The organism is Pseudomonas sp. NPDC087804 (assembly GCF_044742965.1).
Taxonomy (GTDB): Bacteria; Pseudomonadota; Gammaproteobacteria; order Pseudomonadales; family Pseudomonadaceae; genus Aquipseudomonas; species Aquipseudomonas rustica.
In genome coordinates this window covers 62498-79110 of the sequence record NZ_JBIUVN010000009.1, presented here as the reverse complement: position 1 = coordinate 79110, position 16613 = coordinate 62498, and the positions used below count along the sequence as shown (strand labels likewise).

Below are 16613 nucleotides of genomic sequence, written 5' to 3'. Positions count from 1 at the left end.
TCCTCAATCGGAGGAGACAGTCACTTAATTGAAAGTCCTTGAAGGGGAACACGATGAACAACGTTCTGAAATTCTCTGCTCTGGCTCTGGCCGCAGTTCTGGCTACCGGTTGCAGCAGCGCTTCGAAAGAAACCGAAGCACGTCTGACCGCTACTGAAGACGCAGCTGCTCGCTCCCAGGCTCGTGCTGACGAAGCTTACCGTAAAGCTGATGAAGCTCTGGCTGCTGCTCAAAAAGCACAACAGACTGCTGACGAAGCTAACGAGCGTGCTCTGCGCATGCTGGACAAAGCTAGCCGCAAGTAATAGTCCTTCGGGATTGTTATCAAGCCGATCCGATGTCTGGATCGGCTTTTTTGTGCCTGATGCTTTTGTCCGGACAATAAAAAACCCGCCGACGCTTAAGGCATCGACGGGTTCTTGATCGCCAGCTTACTGCTGCAGATCGATCGGTGTGCTCGAAACAATCGGTGCCGACGCACTCGGCGTGCCGATTTCTGTCGGCAGACCATCTTCAGCGGCGACCACATCGCGCACTACATCCCAGTTCACCCGCAGGTTACTGGTGACGTCTTCACGCTTGAGCATCGCATTGATGACCGCCGTGTGTTTGTCGACCACCGACGGGTTGCCCTTGTCGTCGATCGGCGTGTGCGCTTCCAGGTACACCTTGCCGCCACTGCTGCCGAACTTGTAGGCATCGTTGATGATGCGCACCGACGTGCCGACCGGCACCATGCTGGCCATCTCCAGCACGTTGTTGTTGAACATGCGGAAGCAACCGTGGCTGGTACGCATGCCGATACCGAATTTCTTGTTCGAACCGTGAATCAGGTAACCCGGCGTGCCGAGGTTGAACTTGAACGGCCCCAACGGGTTGTCCGGGCCGGCCGGCACGACGTTCGGCAGCGGATCGCCATCAGCGGCGTGCTCAGCCTTGATCGACGCTGGCGGCGTCCAGGTCGGGTTCGGCGTCTTCGCGGTGATGGTGGTGTGCGCGATCGGCGAGCCCCAACCCTCACGGCCAATCCCCAGCGGGAACGTGTAAACCACGTTCTTGCCCTTCGGGAAGTAGTAGAGGCGGTACTCGGCGAGGTTGATCACGATGCCTTCGCGCGGGCCCGGCGGCAGGATGAAACGGGTCGGCAAGACGATTTCAGTGCCGGCGCCCGGCAACCAGGCATCGACGCCCGGGTTAGCCGCGACCATTTCCGAATAGCCCAGATCGTAGGTCGTGCCCAGATCGGCGAAGGTATCTTCGTACTTGGCTTTGATCACCTGCACCTGACCGATGATGTCTTCACCGGGCGGTGGCAGGGGAAACTCCAATGCAGCAACGGGACCGGCCACACACAGGGCGGCAAGTGACAGGCAGCGGGTGACGGCAGGCAAGCGCGGCAACATCCGGAAAATCCTTCGCATGATCAACAAGGGTATAAGAGCGCGATTGTACACCGCACTTTGAAATTTCGGGGAGACCACCCTGCAGCAGGCGATGCAAGGTGCTTTGGGTGGGAGCGAGCCTGCTCGCGAAGGCGGTGTGTCAGTCGCCAGAAGTGTTGACTGACACGGCCTCTTCGCGAGCAAGCTCGGCTCCTACAAGATCAGAGCTCGAAACGCAGCTCCGGCCAGATCGGCGACGTGCCACGCTTCTGCGACTCCAGAATCGCCCGGCACAGCGAGCACAGACGCTGATCCTGAAACACCCGCCGATCAACACTCGACCAGCGCGGTTGCGCCGGCAGCAGGCTGCCGCACAGGGTTCGATCAGCCGAGCCACCGAGTTCGAGCTGACGCGTCACCAAATGCACCCGCACTTCCTGGCAGGCGAACAGATCCAGCTGCTCGTCAGGCTCGATCAGTTGGTAGGCAAACAGGGACCAGGCAGAACGCGACATCTGGGGCTCCGAATAAGGGGGCGCCACATTAGCCGAAAGCCTGCCCTTAGAAAAGCCTCATAACAGCGGTTTTAGCGTCGGCCAGACATTTTCCAGCAACTTGCCCTGAGCCCCGACCGCCGGGTGTAATCCATCGGCCTGCATCAAGTCCGGATGACCGCCGACGCCGTCGAGGAAAAACGGTACCAGCGGGATCTTTTTATCGTCGGCGAGTTTGCCGTAGACCTCGGCAAAAGCATCGGTGTACCGCTTGCCGTAGTTGGGCGGCAGTTGCATACCGAGCAACAATACCTTGGCGCCGCTCTGGCGCGAGCTGTCGATCATCGAGGCAAGATTTTGTTGCAATTGAGTTGGCGGCATTCCGCGCAAGCCATCGTTGCCGCCCAGTTCGAGGATCACCAGTTCCGGCTTATGCTCTGCAAGCAGCGCCGGCAGGCGCGCCTGGCCTCCGGCACTGGTGTCACCGCTGATGGAGGCATTGACGACTTTATCGTCGAAACCCTCCTGTTTGAGCCGTTGTTCGAGCAACGACACCCACCCCAAGCGGGTATCCAGCCCGAAACCGGCGCTGATACTATCGCCAACGATCAGGACAGTACCCGCCGCTGCGTTCTGGGCCATGCACATAACGGCCAGGCCAGCACTCAAAAACCACACACGCATCGGATTCTCCATGGGCTCAAGCATTCTCACCGCGAAGAACCTCAGCAAAGTGGTTCCCAGCGCGGAAGGTGAACTGACTATCCTGCACGAACTCAGCCTAGAACTGAACAAGGGCGACAGCCTGGCCATCGTTGGCGCGTCCGGTTCCGGCAAATCCACCCTCCTCGGCCTGCTCGCCGGCCTCGACCTGCCGAGCAGCGGCGAAGTCATTCTCGCCGGGCAAAGCCTGAGCAATCTCGATGAAGACCAGCGCGCACGCATTCGCGCCGAGCACGTTGGCTTCGTCTTCCAATCGTTTCAATTGCTCGACAGCCTCAATGCGCTGGAAAACGTCATGCTGCCGCTGGAACTCGACGGCCGCAAAGACGCGCGTGAGCGTGCGACCGAATTGCTCCAGCGCGTCGGCCTCGGTCAGCGCCTGACTCACTCGCCGCGCCAGCTCTCCGGTGGCGAGCAGCAGCGTGTAGCGATTGCCCGAGCGTTTGCCGCCGAGCCTGATGTGCTGTTCGCCGATGAACCCACCGGCAACCTCGACAGCCACACCGGCGAGCGCATCAGCGACTTGCTCTTCGAGTTGAACAAGGAACGCGGCACCACCCTGGTGCTGGTGACCCACGACGAACGCCTGGCCCATCGCTGCCGGCGCCTGATCCGTCTTGAAGCCGGGCTGTTGGTCGCCCCTCTGGAGCCTTGATGGCACGTTTGCCGCTGTTGCGTCTGTTCAGTCTCGCCATTCGCCAATTGCTGCGCGATGCCCGCGCCGGCGAATTGCGCGTGTTGTTCTTTGCATTGGTGGTGGCCGTGGCGGCCAGTACCGCCATCGGTTACTTCGGCGCCCGGTTGAACGGCGCGATGATGTTGCGCGCCACTGAGTTTCTCGGCGCCGATCTGGTGCTTGAAGGCAGCTCACCGGCCCGCGAGGAGCAAATCAAAAGCGGCACCGAGTTGCGCCTGAATCATGCGCAAGTGGTGGAGTTCTCCAGCGTCATCGCCACCGACAACGGCATTCAGTTGTCGAGCATCAAAGCCGTCGGTCGCGCCTATCCATTACGCGGTGAACTGAAAAGTGCACCGGCACCCTTCGCCCCTGAAGACATCGGCGGCGAACCGCAACCCGGCGAAGCCTGGGTCGAAGCACGCCTGCTGACCGCGCTGGATCTGAAGATCGGCGACAGCATCGACGTCGGCATGAAGACGCTGAAGCTGACCCGCATCCTGACTTACGAACCGGATCGCGCCGGCAACTTTTATAGCCTGACCCCACGGGTCCTGATCAACCTCGACGACCTCGCCGCCACCGGCGTGGTGCAACCGGGCAGCCGGGTGAGTTATCGCGAACTGTGGCGCGGCGAACCGCAGGCGCTGGAAACCTATCGGCAACTGATCAAACCGGGCCTTGCGGCCAATCAGCGCATTCAGGATGCCCGCGACGGTAACCGGCAAATTGGTGGCGCGCTGGGCAAGGCCGAACGTTATCTGAACATGGCCAGCCTGGTCGCAGTGCTGTTGGCCGGCGTTGCAGTGGCATTGTCGGCGAACCGTTTTGCCAGTCGCCGTTTCGATGCCAGCGCGTTACTGCGCTGTCTCGGACTGTCGCGCCGGGAAACCATGCTGCTGTTCAGTATTCAACTGACCGTACTTGGCTTGCTCGCTGCCCTCAGCGGTGCGCTGCTCGGTTGGCTGGCGCAGTTGGGCTTGTTCGCGTTATTGCATGATTTGTTGCCGAGCGATGTACCTGCGGGCGGATTGTTTCCGGCGATTGCCGGGATCGGCACCGGGCTCGTAGCCTTGGCCGGTTTCGCCCTGCCGCCGCTCGCGGCACTGGGCCGCGTACCACCGCTGCGAGTTCTGCGTCGCGACATGCTGCCTATTCCGTCGAGCACCTGGATGGTTTATGGCGTGGCACTCAGCGCGCTCGGTCTGATCATGTGGCGTTTGAGTCTGGATCTGCTGCTGACATTTGCCTTGCTCGGCGGCGGTGTGGTTGCCGCGCTGGTGCTTGGCGGTTTGCTGCTCTTACTCCTGAAAAGTCTGCGCCGCATGCTCGCCCGCGCTTCGCTGCCGTGGCGCCTGGGTCTGGGCCAGTTGCTGCGTCATCCCTTGGCCGCCGCCGGTCAATCGCTGGCCTTCGGTTTGATCCTGTTGTCGATGGCGTTGATCGCGCTACTGCGTGGCGAACTGCTCGACACTTGGCAAAACCAGTTGCCGAAAAATGCCCCTAACTACTTTGCCCTGAACATTCTGCCCGCCGATAAACAGGCGTTCAGCGATCACCTGATAAACGTGTCAGCCCAAGCGGCGCCGCTGTATCCGGTAGTGCCGGGCCGACTGATCAGCATCAACGGCGATCCGGTACAGCAGATCGTCAGCAAGGACTCGGCGGGGGATCGTGCGATACAACGCGACCTGAGCCTGACCTGGGCTGCCGATTTGCCCACTGGTAACAAAATCACCGCAGGGTCATGGTGGAGCGGACAACCGTCGGACGACGTACCCGGTGTGTCGGTCGAAGGTAAAGTCGCAGAGAGCTTGAAACTGAAGCTTGGCGATCATCTGGTGTTCACTGTCGGCGGGGTCAATCGTGAAGCGAAGGTCACCAGCCTGCGCGAGATCAACTGGGATAACTTCCAGCCGAACTTCTTCATGATCTTTCAGCCGGGCACCTTGAAAGATCTGCCAGCGACCTACCTGACTAGCTTCTATCTGGCACCGGGTCATGATCAGCAGATTGTCGAGCTGTCGCGCGCCTTCCCGGCGGTGACCATCCTGCAGGTCGAAGCCCTGCTCGAACAGCTGCGCAGCATCCTCGCGCAAGTCACCCTGGCCGTGGAATATGTGTTGTTGTTTGTTTTGGCGGCGGGGATGGCGGTGTTGTTTTCCGGCCTGCAAGCGACGCTGGATGAACGTATTCGCCAAGGCGCGTTGTTGCGTGCGCTGGGCGCGGAACGGCAATTGCTCATCAAGGCGCGGCGCATCGAGTTCGGTTTGCTCGGCGCGGTCAGCGGTTTGCTCGCGGCCATCGGTTCGGAAGTGGTGAGTCTGGTGCTCTATCACTACGCCTTTGACCTGCCATGGCATCCGCATCCATGGTTGTTGGTGCTGCCATTGATAGGCGCGGCGCTGATCGGTGGCGCCGGTGTGTTCGGTACGCGCCGGGCGCTCAACGCAAGTCCGCTGACAGTGTTGCGCGAGGGTTGATAGACTCCAGCGGACTTAACCACAAGAAGTTGCCATGAGTCGTTACCGCCCTCCCCGCCCCGCTGGCACCGCGCTGATCACCCCCGAAGGTGAAGCGCGGATGCGTGCCGAATTCCATGAGCTGTGGCATGTGCGTCGCCCGCAGGTGACTCAGTCCGTCAGCGAGGCGGCGGCGCAAGGTGATCGCTCTGAAAACGCCGAATACACCTACGGCAAAAAGATGCTGCGCGAGATCGACAGCCGCGTGCGCTTTCTGACCAAACGTCTGGAAGCACTCAAGGTGGTCAGCGAAAAACCCAGCGACCCGAACAAGGTTTACTTCGGTGCGTGGGTCACGATCGAGGACGAAGACGGCAAGCAATCGCGTTACCGCATCGTCGGCCCCGATGAACTGGATTTGAAACTCGGTTTGATCAGCATCGATTCGCCACTGGCCCGCGCCTTGATCGGCAAGGCGCTGGACGCTGAGGTGCGCGTGCAAACGCCGACCGGAGAACAGTTCGTCTACATCGTGGCGATCGAATATCTCTGAAAAGTCAGCGGCGGGTGATCAGGCCTTGCCGCGCAACGCGGGTCAGTTGCTTGATCATTTCCGGCGCGTCTTCCGCGCTTGGCGCCTGAATCACTGCCAGATCAAAACTGTCACTGGCAAACCGCGCCAGCGACTCACCGTCTTCAACAAACTGGATCAGGAATGCGGCAGGGCCGCCGCTGCGGCGTGGCCAACCATCGAGATAACGCAACAGCGTCGGCTGATGTTTGCCGCCAAGCAGGATTTTCGGGTTGCGTTGAGTGATATGCGCGGTGATCGGCGCGGGACGTGCAGGAGGGCGTAGTGCATTCATTGGTCGTGTCTCTGCCTCAAAAGTCTGCATGGCAGGTGAGAGGCAACACCGAACCAGCGCTTTAGCGGTATTTCGAAGCCCTGTTCCGGCTTCTGACGGCAACTGTTGAAGTCACCTGGCGCCCCGCAAGTAGCTGTTTAAATCGGCGCATAAACACATGCTAGATAACGTGACCGTACAGTGTCAAGAATCAGCAGCTATAAGCGACATCACCACTGCAAGGTGATGCGGCTTTCGAATTCGCGCTCCTCGCCAGTGACCGGGTCGATGAAGCGCAGGCCCTGCGCCAACAGTTTCAACGGATTGGCGTAGTCATCTTCAACGTCTTTCAACACATCCGGGTAAAACGGATCGTTGCAGATGCTCGCGCCCAATGCGCTCATGTGCACACGCAGTTGATGTTTTTTGCCGGTGACCGGGTACAGGCCATAGCGCCACAGATCGCCGTTCTTCTCGCGAACTTCGACCGCCGTTTCCGTATTGCTGACGCCCGGCCCTTCCTGCATGCGGAAAAACGGCTCGCCATCGACCAGTCGACTTTTGTGCACCAACGGGAAATTCAGCTCAGGCAGCGCTGGCGCGATGGCTTCGTAGCGCTTGTCGATCTGCCGGGTCGGGAACAGTGACTGATACGCCGAGCGCGTTTGCGGATTAGCCGAGAAGATCACCAGCCCGGCGGTGTGCCGGTCGATGCGGTGCAGCGGCACCAGATGAGGATTGTCCAGACGCCGAATCAAACGTCGCAGCAACGTCTGTTCGACGTACTCGCCAGCCGGGGTCACTGGCAGGAAATGCGGTTTGTCCGCCACCACCAGATGCTCGTCGGCATAAAGAATCGACTCGACCACCGGGATCGGTTTCTCGTCCGGCACTTCACGGAAGTAGTGAATGCGCAGACCTTCCTTGTACGGCAGATCCACCGAGATCGGTTGACCATTACCGTCGAGCACTCGGCCACGGGCGATACGATCCAGCCACTGCTCACGGCCGATGGCCCGGAAGTGCTCGCACAAACAATCAAGCACCGTCGACCAGGAACCCGGTGGCAGATACAGGGTGCTGGCCTGATTGTGTGCAGCGGAAAATGGAGATATGGACATACGAAAATTCTAACCCTCAGTGCAGGCCGGCATTATCCAACACTGAGGGAAACGAACCTAGCGCAGAATCCTCACGCCGGAATCGACTTGAGCGCCGCCGCCTCAGTGAACTCCTTGAGCCAGCGCAACACCTCGACCGCCTCCCAGCGACCCGGGTCATACAAGGCGTAAAGCAAGCCCTGATAACCGACTACGTCGAGTTGCTTGTGATAACCGGCACGCTGAAACAGCGCCTCGATCTCGGCAAAGCACGTATTGAAATGGACTTTATTGAAGGGCGTCTTGCCTTCCGTGACCAAGCCGTCGAGGCGCAATTCGGCGACGGCCTCGCGCACCACGTCAACCGACATCCGGTTCACGCTGTTCTTCAACTGTTCGACATTGACCACGGTGCATCCCTCTGACGTCCGGCTCACCAGCTCACGCCCTGCAAAAAACACAGAATGCAGCAGGTCAACCCAATTACTGTATGAACATACAGTAACCGAATATTTGGCAAACTGCCAAGGAATGGATGCGCGGTCGCGACCGGCGGGGAGGATGCAGAAAACCGACTATTGGAGGAACGCCACAACCTGATCAGCGTTGAACGGCCAGCCCAACTCCGCGCCGGTGTCGACGCGGCGCAGCACTGGAATGCGCAGACTGTAAGCCTCGAACCACGACTCGTCGTCAGCAATGTCGACCAGTTCCACCAGCAAACCGTGCTCGACAAAAGGCATCAGCTCGGCTTCGGCCAATTCGCACAAATGGCATCCAAGGGTGCCGAACAGCTGACATTCAGGAGGCATGATGGGCTCGACCACAAAAAGAGTGCGCCTATTCTAGGCCGCAGCGCAAAACCCGTCGACCCACCGCCGCCCAAAGGCTTGAGTCTTTCCGACAGCGCTTGCGCGCAAAACCCTGATGCAAATCAGTCCGCAGAAATCGCAATTACGTGATCCTCCCGCTCTTTTTGCCTCTACGCTTGAACAGCCAGAGCCTGACATCGGAGTGTCTAGTGTTTGCCAACCTGTTGATCATCCTCGCCTCGTCCCTCGTGGTGATTGCCCTGTTCCGCCGTCTGCGATTGCCACCGGTGCTGGGTTACCTATTCGTGGGCTTGCTGGTCGGGCCAAGTGCGTTCGACTGGGTCAACGAGAGTGAGCATCTGCCGGACGTGGCTGAATTGGGCGTGGTGTTCCTGCTGTTTTCGCTCGGGCTGGAATTTTCTCTGTCGAAGATGATTGCGTTGCGCCAAGTGGTATTCCGGCTGGGCAGTCAGCAGGTGCTGATCAGCACCGCGCTTCTGGGTCTGATCCTGATTTTGCTGGGCATGCCGGTGACGCCCGCTTTGTTGCTCGGCGCCGGGCTGTCGTTGTCGTCCACGGCGATTGTCACCAAGGAACTCGGCAGTCTCGGTGAAGTGTTCAGCAGCCACGGCCAGAACGCGATCGGCGTGTTGCTGTTTCAGGACGTGGTGGCGGTTTTGCTGCTGACGCTGGTGCCAGTGTTCGCCGGCAGCAGCGCACAGGCCTGGTACTGGGCCCTGCCGCTGACGCTGGCGAAAACCGTGGTGCTGTTTGTCGGTCTGCTGCTCGCCAGTCGCTGGTTGCTGCCACGGCTATTTCATGAAGTGGCGGCTTCGCGCTCCGCGGAATTGTTCGTGCTGTTGGCGCTGGTGATCGTACTGCTGACGGCGTGGCTGACGCACTTGCTCGGCTTGTCCCCTGCCCTCGGCGCGTTTCTCGCCGGCATGTTGCTCGGCGAGAGTCATTACCGGCATCAGATCGAAGCCGATATACGGCCATTCCGCGACATCTTGCTCGGGGTGTTTTTCGTCAGCATCGGCATGCTGATCGACCTGCAACTGTTTGTCAGCGATGGCTTGCTGATTCTCGGGCTCACGGTCGGTTTGATGGTGATCAAGGGGATCGTCGTCGCGCTGCTGGTGAAGTGGCGCGGTAGCGATAGCGAAACCGCGTGGCGCAGCGGTCTCGCCTTGGCGCAGGGTGGCGAGTTCTGCTTCGCGCTGATGGCGCAGATGCAGCAAAGCAGTCTGCTGCCGGAAAGGCTCGGCGCCTTGCTGCTGGCGGCGACGTTCTGCTCGATGGTGCTGACGCCGCTGCTGTTACGCGCCGCACCACGCATCGCCGCCGCCCTGCACCGCAAGCCCAATCAGGAAGCGCAGATCGAAGAGATCAGCGCGCTCAACGCGGACCTCGACAAGCACGTGGTGATCTGTGGTTACGGTCGCGTCGGCCAATCCATTGGCCGCTTCATGCGCAATGCCAAGCAACCATTCATTGCTTTGGACAATGATCCGGTGCGCGTTCAGGAAGCGGCATCCGGCGAGAGTGACGTACATTATGGCGATTCCGCGCGCGGTGATCTGCTTACTGCCGTCGGCCTGTTGCGCGCCCGTTTACTGGTGATCGCCGTCGATCAAAGCGATGTCGCCCTGGGCATTCTTAAAGAAGCGCGCCGACTCAACACGCACATACCGATTCTGGTGCGCACCCGCGACGACAGCCAATGGAGTGAACTGAAAGCCGCCGGCGCCACCGAGGTGGTGCCGGAGCTGTTGGAGTCGAGCCTGATGCTCGCCTCACACGCTTTGATCATGCTCGGTCTGCCCGCACACCAGGTGCAGGAACAAGTCGATCAAGTGCGCATCGACCGCTATCGTCTGTTGCACGGTTTTTATCCCGGTGCCGACGATGAAGAAGCCTAGTCCTGACTCACCGCGCCAATCTTGTGCAGCGACAGATCGGCGCCGTAATACTCTTGTTCCTGACTCAGGCGCAGCCCGTGCAAGGCCTTGATCGCGCCGTACACGACAAAGCCACCGATCAGCGCCACAGCAACGCCGAGCGCGCTGCCGAGCAACTGGCTGATCAGGCTGACGCCGCCGAGTCCACCGAGCGCGGTCTGGCCGAAGATGCCACAGGCAATCCCGCCCCATACGCCACACAAACCATGCAACGGCCACACACCCAACACGTCGTCGATACGCCATTTCACCTGCGCGGCGGTAAAGCACCAGACAAACAGTGCACCGGCAATCGCGCCGGTGACCAATGCGCCCACCGGGTGCATCAAGTCGGAACCGGCGCAGATCGCCACCAACCCGGCCAAGGGGCCGTTGTGCAGGAAGCCCGGGTCATTGCGCCCGACGATCAACGCCACCATGGTGCCGCCAACCATCGCCATCAACGAGTTGACTGCCACCAGCCCACTGACGCCTTGCAGCGTCTGCGCGCTCATCACGTTGAAGCCGAACCAGCCGACAATCAGAATCCACGAGCCCAGCGCGAGAAACGGAATGCTCGACGGTGCAAACGCCACCAAGCGTCCATCGCGATAACGTCCATTGCGCGGGCCGAGCAACAACACCGCCGCCAGCGCCAGCCAGCCGCCCATCGCATGCACCACCACGGAACCGGCGAAGTCATGGAACGGCGCGCCGAACTGCGCCGTCAGCCACGCTTGCAGGCCATAGTTACCGTTCCAGATCATCCCTTCGAAAAACGGATAGATGAACGCCACGATCAGTGCCGTCGCGCACAACTGCGGAACGAAGCGCGCGCGCTCGGCAATGCCACCGGAAATGATCGCCGGGATCGCCGCCGCGAAGGTCAGCAGGAAGAAAAACTTCACCAAGCCATAACCGTGATCAGCGTTGAGTACCGCCGCCGGTTGCATGAAGGTCACGCCGTAAGAGAGCCAATAGCCTATAAAGAAATAGGCCAGGGTCGAGACGGCGAAATCGCTGAGGATTTTCGCCAAGGCGTTGACCTGGTTTTTCTGGCGAACCGTACCGACTTCCAGAAAGGCGAAACCGGCGTGCATCGCCAGCACCATCACTGCACCGATCAAAATGAACAAGGTGTTGGAGCTGTGCACCAGGGTGTCCACAGCGCTTTGCAGATTTTCCATAAGCAGGCAGACCTAAAGGCGAAAAAGGCACCAAAGCGGTTCATGCGGGCATTTCATGCACCAAGTTGCGACCACGCAGTCACTGAAGGGATTTGTCCAGTGAACTGCTTTGGCGCACGAGGTCGATGTCCTGACACGTACCGGGATTATTTGAGTTAAGGTTTTCCAGCGCGTACGCCCGGCAACAGCGCACAGCGACCGGGCCACGCACCACGAGATAGCAAAAGTTGTACCAGTCATTTGTACTGAACCTTCGCGCAAGGCTCATACTCGAACGCATCAGAAAGCCAACTACGGAGATCCACCCATGGCCAGCATCAAGGCAAAGACTGCTCAAGAAATCCTGATGAACGACTTCCAGACACTGGTCGCCGACACCGAACGGTTGCTCGAGCACACCGCCACCCTGGCCGGCGATCAGGCAGATGAACTGCGTGAGCAGATCCACGACAGCCTGTTGCGCGCCCGCGAGACCCTGAAGCTGACCGAAGACACCCTGCGCGAACGCGGTCAGGCAGCGGTTTCCGCTACCGAAGACTACGTGTCGGCCAACCCTTGGCAATCGGTGGGGATCGCCGCTGGCGTCGGCTTCCTTATTGGCCTGCTGGCCACTCGGCGCTGATCATGTCGATCGGTGAATCCGGCCCGACAGCGGGCACCGCCTCCTCCACGCGGCGTCTGGGCGCCGCCGTTCTCGGTCTGCTGCACAGCCATGTCGAATTGTTCGGCATCGAATTGCAGGAGCAGAAATCACGTACCGTCAGCCTGTTGCTGTTCGCAGGCCTGGCGCTGGTCTTTGCCCTGTTGTTGCTGGTGGGTTTATCGACGCTGGTGATGATCATCTTCTGGGACACCTATCGTCTTGCCGCGATCATTGGCCTGTGCGTCTTTTACACCCTGGCCTCGATCTTCTGCGGGTTGCGCCTGAAGGCCGCGATCTTCGATGAGTCCTCGCCTTTCCACGGCACGCTCGAAGAGCTGGCCAACGACCGGGAGCGCCTGCTGCCATGAGCCTGCCTCAACTTCCGCACAATGGTTCTCGACGGGAAATGCGCAAGGCACTGATCCGTCTGCGCATGGAAATGCACCGTCAGGAAATCCGCCACGAAACCGCACAAGTGATGCAACCCCTGCAGCGCATGCGCGGCATGACGCAAAATCTGCAAGGCGGCTTCGGCATCAAACACGCGCCGTTGTGGGGCGTGGCGGCGGTAACGCTACTGGGCTTCATCACCGGGAAGGGCGCGAAAAGCGGCGGCGTCGGTGGTCTGACCCGTCTGATCCGTCTCGGCACCAGCCTTGGGCCATTGATCAGACTGGTCATGCAAAGCTCTGGCAAACGCTGAACTGACGCATCTGGCTACATTCTTGCAACACCGGCGGGATGAACCTCTTATCCAGAGGTTCAATCCTGCACGCCTACCCGGTCGGCAGGGTTCAACCAGAACAAGAACGACTAAGGAGGCCCCGTGATCGACGGGCAACCGCTCGCTTGCTTTCAGCCTTTTATCGATACTGCCACCGGACGCATTGCCGGCGTTGAAGCATTGGGCCGCCTGCGTCAGGCTGATGGACAACTGAATTCGGTCGGGCCGCTTTTCGCCGACCCGCGCGTGCCGGCCATCGGCCTGCGCCGCCTCGACCGGCAGATCCGTGACAACGCCTTGAGCCGTCTGCATGAAGCGCCGGCAGACTGGTTTCTCAGCCTGAACATGTCGCCACGCTGGATCAGTCGTCTGCGCCCCGACCAAGCCTTGCCCAGCCTCAAGCAACTGGCCCGGCATGGCGTCGATCCGCAGCGCATCGTTTTCGAAATCACCGAATTGGGCGGCAATAGCCAACGCCTGGCCGAAGTGGTCGCGCGCTATCGTCAGGCCGGAGCGAGAATCGCCATTGATGACTTTGGCGCGGGTTATTCGCAGCTTGATCGAGTGCTGGCCTTGCAGCCAGACATCCTCAAACTCGACATGCGCCTGTTCCAGGCGGCCGCGTTGGGCGGGCCCAGCAGTGACGTGGTCAAAGCGCTGGCACAGATGGCAGAAAAGACAGGCTGCTGGATCATCGCCGAAGGTGTCGAGACCGAAGCGCAGCTGAACTTTGCCCTGGAGTGCGGCTCGCGCTACGTGCAAGGTTTTCTGTTCGCACGTGCCCAGCAAGACTTCTTCCCCGCCGATGCGTTTGTGCAACGTTTCGCTGAACTTCGCCAACGCTACGTCCGGCAGAAACTCAACGAACGCGGGCGATTGATGCAGATGCGCCAGCAACTCAGCGAACTGATGACGATCCTGCAAACCTGGGCTCAGGCCCGCGCGCCCTTGACTGCATTGCCGCAACTGGATGCCTTTCCGTGGCTGCTGCGGTTTTACCAATGCGACCGCCACGGCACACAACTGACGCCCAATCTGGAATGGCGGCAGAACGGCTGGTTCGCCGACAACCGCTATCTGGGACACAACTGGTCGTGGCGCCCGTACTTCTATCATCTGCTCGCCGAAGGCTGGGAAGAACGCCGTCTGACCCTGTCGAACACCTACCGCGATGCCACCAGCAACCAGTACTGCCTCACCGCCGGACAGTTTTTCGACAACGGTGAACGACTGCTGCTGATCGACATTGATGCAGCGGGACTGTAGTTCCGCTTGCAGGCACGGGGCTGAACCGGGAAGCTAGGGCATCAGTTATCCAGACGGAGAGAATCAGCCTTGGATTGGCAGACCCTGCTCAACCGCGAACGCCTCGGAAAGCCGCTGCACAGCCCGCAAGAACTCGGCCGCAGCCCTTTTCACAAAGACCATGACCGCATTATTTTCTCCGGCGCGTTTCGTCGCCTGGGCCGCAAGACGCAAGTGCACCCGGTCACCAGCAACGATCACATTCACACGCGCCTGACCCACTCGCTGGAAGTCAGTTGTGTCGGCCGCTCGCTGGGCATGCGCGTCGGCGAAACCTTGCGCAGTGCTTTGCCGGAATGGTGCGACCCCGCTGACCTCGGTATGGTCGTGCAATCGGCGTGTCTGGCTCACGACATCGGTAATCCGCCGTTCGGCCATTCCGGCGAAGATGCGATTCGTCACTGGTTCCAACAGGCCGCCGGACGTGGCTGGCTCGATGGCATGAGCGAGGCCGAGCGCGGAGACTTCCTCAATTTCGAAGGCAACGCCCAGGGTTTCCGCGTGCTCACGCAACTGGAATACCACCAGTTCGACGGTGGTACGCGTCTGACCTACGCCACCCTCGGCACCTACCTGAAGTACCCGTGGACTGCGCGTCACGCCGATTCCCTCGGTTACAAAAAGCACAAGTTCGGCTGCTACCAGAGCGAATTGCCGCTGCTCGAGCAGATCGCTCATAAGCTAGGTCTGCCGCAAATCGAAGACCAGCGCTGGGCGCGTCATCCATTGGTGTATCTGATGGAAGCCGCCGACGACATCTGCTACGCGCTGATCGACCTCGAAGACGGCCTCGAGATGGAGCTGCTGGAGTACGCCGAGGTCGAATCGCTGCTGCTCGGTCTGGTCGGTGACGACCTGCCGGAAACCTATCGCCAGCTCGGCCCGCAGGATTCACGTCGGCGCAAACTGGCTATCCTGCGCGGCAAAGCCATCGAACACCTGACAAACGCGGCGGCGCGAGCCTTCGTCGAACAGCAAGACGCCCTCCTCGCCGGCACCTTGCACGGCGATCTGGTGGAACACATGCACGGTCCGGCCAAACGTTGCGTGTTGAACGCCAAGGACATTGCGCGCAAAAAGATCTTTCAGGACAAGCGCAAAACCCTGCATGAAATCGGCGCGTACACCACGCTGGAAATCCTCCTCAACTCGTTCTGTGGCGCCGCGCTGGAACAACACAATGGCCGCACGCCGTCGTTCAAAAGCCGCCGCATCCTCGACTTGTTGGGCAATAACGCGCCGGATCCACAGGCGTCGTTACACAGCTCGTTTCTGCGCATGATCGATTTCATCGCCGGCATGACCGACAGCTACGCCAGCGACATGGCACTGGAAATGACCGGACGCTCCAGTCATTGATCCGTTTGCACCCGACCGGCGCCGGTCGGGTGTAATCATTATCGAAGGTCTCTGCTAGCTATGATGCACCCTCTTTTGCGGCGTAATTCAAACAAATATTAAACACACTATAAAACCCCAGTTGCGACCCGCACTTGCAAAACACTCTGCGCAAACCCGCGACATTTGAAATAGCCCTTCCTTACGTCAAACCTAATCACCCGTAGTCCCATTCCCAAGTAATTGTAGGAATTATCCTATAACGCACCTAGAGCCATGCTCGCTCATACGAGCGTTCATACATCTGAGCTAAGGTGCGCGCTTTATTCGTGCTTGTATGGGATTTGATTATGAACTCCGTTTTTATTGTCGACGATCACCCGGTCATCCGTCTTGCCGTTCGCATGCTGCTGGAACATGAAGGCTATAAGGTCGTCGGCGAAACCGATAATGGGGTCGATGCCATGCAAATGGTGCGCGAGTGCATGCCTGACCTGATCATCCTTGACATCAGCATCCCCAAGCTCGACGGGCTCGAAGTGCTGGCCCGCTTCAACGCCATGGGTTCCTGCCTGAAAACCCTGGTGCTCACCGCCCAGTGCCCGACCTTGTTCGGCATTCGCTGCATGCAGTCCGGCGCTTCGGGTTACGTGTGCAAGCAGGAAGACTTGAGTGAACTGGTCAGTGCAATCAAGGCAGTACTTTCCGGTTACAACTATTTCCCAAGTCAGGCATTGAATCCTGTACGTAGCGATGACATTCGTTATGCTGAACTTGAATTATTCAAATCGGTCAACGACCGCGAACTCATGGTGTTACAACTATTTGCCCAAGGACGGACTAACAAGGAAATTGCCAAAGGCATGTTTCTCAGCAACAAAACCGTGAGCACTTACAAAAAACGCTTAATGCAAAAACTCAAAGCCAAATCCCTTGTTGAACTAATCGAAATGGCCAAACGTAACGCACTCGTGTGAGAGCC

The 16613-nt window shown here is 59.6% G+C and carries 19 protein-coding genes; 11 read left to right on the top strand and 8 right to left on the bottom strand.

From position 1 onward, the window contains the following. The first annotated feature begins 53 nt into the window (after nucleotides 1-53). Nucleotides 54-305, top strand: a complete 252-nt coding sequence (gene oprI, locus ACIOMO_RS14765; RefSeq protein WP_003199355.1) for an outer membrane lipoprotei OprI — start codon at nucleotides 54-56, stop codon at nucleotides 303-305. Between the two features lie 126 nt (nucleotides 306-431). Here the strand turns inward: oprI and ACIOMO_RS14760 are convergent, their stop codons facing one another. From ACIOMO_RS14760 to ACIOMO_RS14750, 3 genes are all read right to left on the bottom strand, one after another. Further along, a complete protein-coding gene (locus ACIOMO_RS14760; RefSeq protein WP_401241578.1) occupies nucleotides 432-1403 on the bottom strand; it encodes a L,D-transpeptidase family protein in 972 nt (323 codons plus the stop codon). A 200-nt stretch (nucleotides 1404-1603) separates the two neighbouring features. Next, nucleotides 1604-1897: a hypothetical protein gene (locus tag ACIOMO_RS14755; protein WP_007908575.1), complete on the bottom strand. Its 294-nt coding sequence runs from the start codon at nucleotides 1895-1897 to the stop codon at nucleotides 1604-1606. A gap of 57 nt (nucleotides 1898-1954) precedes the next feature. Continuing rightward, the gene (locus ACIOMO_RS14750; RefSeq protein ID WP_053122303.1) at nucleotides 1955-2560 is read right to left on the bottom strand and encodes an arylesterase; all 606 of its coding nucleotides are present in this window, start codon (nucleotides 2558-2560) and stop codon (nucleotides 1955-1957) included. 10 nt (nucleotides 2561-2570) lie between these two features. Here ACIOMO_RS14750 and ACIOMO_RS14745 point away from each other — a divergent pair, with 10 nt between their 5' ends. Genes ACIOMO_RS14745 through greB form a run of 3 tightly spaced genes read left to right on the top strand, consistent with a single transcriptional unit; the run spans nucleotide 2571 to nucleotide 6290 of the window. Continuing rightward, nucleotides 2571-3254 carry an ABC transporter ATP-binding protein gene (locus ACIOMO_RS14745; RefSeq protein WP_159811583.1) on the top strand — a complete coding sequence of 228 codons (684 nt, stop codon included), beginning with the start codon at nucleotides 2571-2573 and terminating at the stop codon, nucleotides 3252-3254. Further along, entirely contained in the window at nucleotides 3254-5758 is a 2505-nt protein-coding gene (locus ACIOMO_RS14740; protein WP_401241574.1) for an ABC transporter permease, read from the top strand. The genes ACIOMO_RS14745 and ACIOMO_RS14740 overlap by 1 nt, the downstream gene beginning before the upstream one ends. A gap of 34 nt (nucleotides 5759-5792) precedes the next feature. After that, a complete protein-coding gene (gene greB, locus ACIOMO_RS14735; RefSeq protein WP_053122307.1) occupies nucleotides 5793-6290 on the top strand; it encodes a transcription elongation factor GreB in 498 nt (165 codons plus the stop codon). Nucleotides 6291-6294: 4 nt separating this feature from the next. Here the strand turns inward: greB and ACIOMO_RS14730 are convergent, their stop codons facing one another. The 4 genes from ACIOMO_RS14730 to ACIOMO_RS14715 form a co-directional block, all read right to left on the bottom strand. Then, nucleotides 6295-6603: a hypothetical protein gene (locus ACIOMO_RS14730; RefSeq protein WP_003226820.1), complete on the bottom strand. Its 309-nt coding sequence runs from the start codon at nucleotides 6601-6603 to the stop codon at nucleotides 6295-6297. Nucleotides 6604-6812: 209 nt separating this feature from the next. Beyond that, a complete protein-coding gene (locus tag ACIOMO_RS14725) occupies nucleotides 6813-7703 on the bottom strand; it encodes a pseudouridine synthase (protein WP_053122308.1) in 891 nt (296 codons plus the stop codon). A 71-nt stretch (nucleotides 7704-7774) separates the two neighbouring features. Beyond that, entirely contained in the window at nucleotides 7775-8092 is a 318-nt protein-coding gene (locus tag ACIOMO_RS14720; RefSeq protein WP_053122309.1) for a transcriptional regulator, read from the bottom strand. Between the two features lie 165 nt (nucleotides 8093-8257). Next, entirely contained in the window at nucleotides 8258-8494 is a 237-nt protein-coding gene (locus ACIOMO_RS14715; RefSeq protein WP_053122310.1) for a glutaredoxin family protein, read from the bottom strand. 209 nt (nucleotides 8495-8703) lie between these two features. Here ACIOMO_RS14715 and ACIOMO_RS14710 point away from each other — a divergent pair, with 209 nt between their 5' ends. Further along, the gene (locus tag ACIOMO_RS14710) at nucleotides 8704-10416 is read left to right on the top strand and encodes a monovalent cation:proton antiporter-2 (CPA2) family protein (RefSeq protein WP_159811578.1); all 1713 of its coding nucleotides are present in this window, start codon (nucleotides 8704-8706) and stop codon (nucleotides 10414-10416) included. Here ACIOMO_RS14710 and ACIOMO_RS14705 read toward each other — a convergent pair. Continuing rightward, nucleotides 10413-11621, bottom strand: coding sequence for an ammonium transporter (locus ACIOMO_RS14705; RefSeq protein WP_401241570.1), 1209 nt, complete (start codon nucleotides 11619-11621; stop codon nucleotides 10413-10415). The two genes, ACIOMO_RS14710 and ACIOMO_RS14705, sit on opposite strands and share 4 nt — an antisense overlap. A 307-nt stretch (nucleotides 11622-11928) precedes the next feature. On the opposite strand from ACIOMO_RS14705, the gene ACIOMO_RS14700 reads away from it, so the two are divergent. From ACIOMO_RS14700 to ACIOMO_RS14675, 6 genes are all read left to right on the top strand, one after another. Then, entirely contained in the window at nucleotides 11929-12243 is a 315-nt protein-coding gene (locus tag ACIOMO_RS14700; RefSeq protein WP_053122315.1) for a YqjD family protein, read from the top strand. A gap of 2 nt (nucleotides 12244-12245) precedes the next feature. Next, the gene (locus ACIOMO_RS14695) at nucleotides 12246-12632 is read left to right on the top strand and encodes a phage holin family protein (protein ID WP_008079909.1); all 387 of its coding nucleotides are present in this window, start codon (nucleotides 12246-12248) and stop codon (nucleotides 12630-12632) included. After that, the gene (locus tag ACIOMO_RS14690; RefSeq protein WP_401241567.1) at nucleotides 12629-12967 is read left to right on the top strand and encodes a hypothetical protein; all 339 of its coding nucleotides are present in this window, start codon (nucleotides 12629-12631) and stop codon (nucleotides 12965-12967) included. The genes ACIOMO_RS14695 and ACIOMO_RS14690 overlap by 4 nt, the downstream gene beginning before the upstream one ends. A 123-nt stretch (nucleotides 12968-13090) precedes the next feature. Next, entirely contained in the window at nucleotides 13091-14254 is a 1164-nt protein-coding gene (locus ACIOMO_RS14685; protein ID WP_400751736.1) for an EAL domain-containing protein, read from the top strand. Between the two features lie 69 nt (nucleotides 14255-14323). Beyond that, nucleotides 14324-15652, top strand: a complete 1329-nt coding sequence (locus tag ACIOMO_RS14680; RefSeq protein ID WP_053122321.1) for a deoxyguanosinetriphosphate triphosphohydrolase — start codon at nucleotides 14324-14326, stop codon at nucleotides 15650-15652. A gap of 329 nt (nucleotides 15653-15981) precedes the next feature. Next, nucleotides 15982-16608, top strand: a complete 627-nt coding sequence (locus tag ACIOMO_RS14675; protein WP_053122385.1) for a response regulator transcription factor — start codon at nucleotides 15982-15984, stop codon at nucleotides 16606-16608. Nucleotides 16609-16613: the final 5 nt, after the last annotated feature.

Coding starts and splice junctions, on each gene's coding strand:
- oprI (WP_003199355.1), top strand. CDS start 54: ATGAACAACGTTCTGAAATTCTCTGCTCTGGCTCTGGCCGCAGTTCTG.
- ACIOMO_RS14760 (WP_401241578.1), bottom strand. CDS start 1,403: ATGTTGCCGCGCTTGCCTGCCGTCACCCGCTGCCTGTCACTTGCCGCC.
- ACIOMO_RS14755 (WP_007908575.1), bottom strand. CDS start 1,897: ATGTCGCGTTCTGCCTGGTCCCTGTTTGCCTACCAACTGATCGAGCCT.
- ACIOMO_RS14750 (WP_053122303.1), bottom strand. CDS start 2,560: ATGCGTGTGTGGTTTTTGAGTGCTGGCCTGGCCGTTATGTGCATGGCC.
- ACIOMO_RS14745 (WP_159811583.1), top strand. CDS start 2,571: ATGGGCTCAAGCATTCTCACCGCGAAGAACCTCAGCAAAGTGGTTCCC.
- ACIOMO_RS14740 (WP_401241574.1), top strand. CDS start 3,254: ATGGCACGTTTGCCGCTGTTGCGTCTGTTCAGTCTCGCCATTCGCCAA.
- greB (WP_053122307.1), top strand. CDS start 5,793: ATGAGTCGTTACCGCCCTCCCCGCCCCGCTGGCACCGCGCTGATCACC.
- ACIOMO_RS14730 (WP_003226820.1), bottom strand. CDS start 6,603: ATGAATGCACTACGCCCTCCTGCACGTCCCGCGCCGATCACCGCGCAT.
- ACIOMO_RS14725 (WP_053122308.1), bottom strand. CDS start 7,703: ATGTCCATATCTCCATTTTCCGCTGCACACAATCAGGCCAGCACCCTG.
- ACIOMO_RS14715 (WP_053122310.1), bottom strand. CDS start 8,494: ATGCCTCCTGAATGTCAGCTGTTCGGCACCCTTGGATGCCATTTGTGC.
- ACIOMO_RS14705 (WP_401241570.1), bottom strand. CDS start 11,621: ATGGAAAATCTGCAAAGCGCTGTGGACACCCTGGTGCACAGCTCCAAC.
- ACIOMO_RS14700 (WP_053122315.1), top strand. CDS start 11,929: ATGGCCAGCATCAAGGCAAAGACTGCTCAAGAAATCCTGATGAACGAC.
- ACIOMO_RS14695 (WP_008079909.1), top strand. CDS start 12,246: ATGTCGATCGGTGAATCCGGCCCGACAGCGGGCACCGCCTCCTCCACG.
- ACIOMO_RS14690 (WP_401241567.1), top strand. CDS start 12,629: ATGAGCCTGCCTCAACTTCCGCACAATGGTTCTCGACGGGAAATGCGC.
- ACIOMO_RS14675 (WP_053122385.1), top strand. CDS start 15,982: ATGAACTCCGTTTTTATTGTCGACGATCACCCGGTCATCCGTCTTGCC.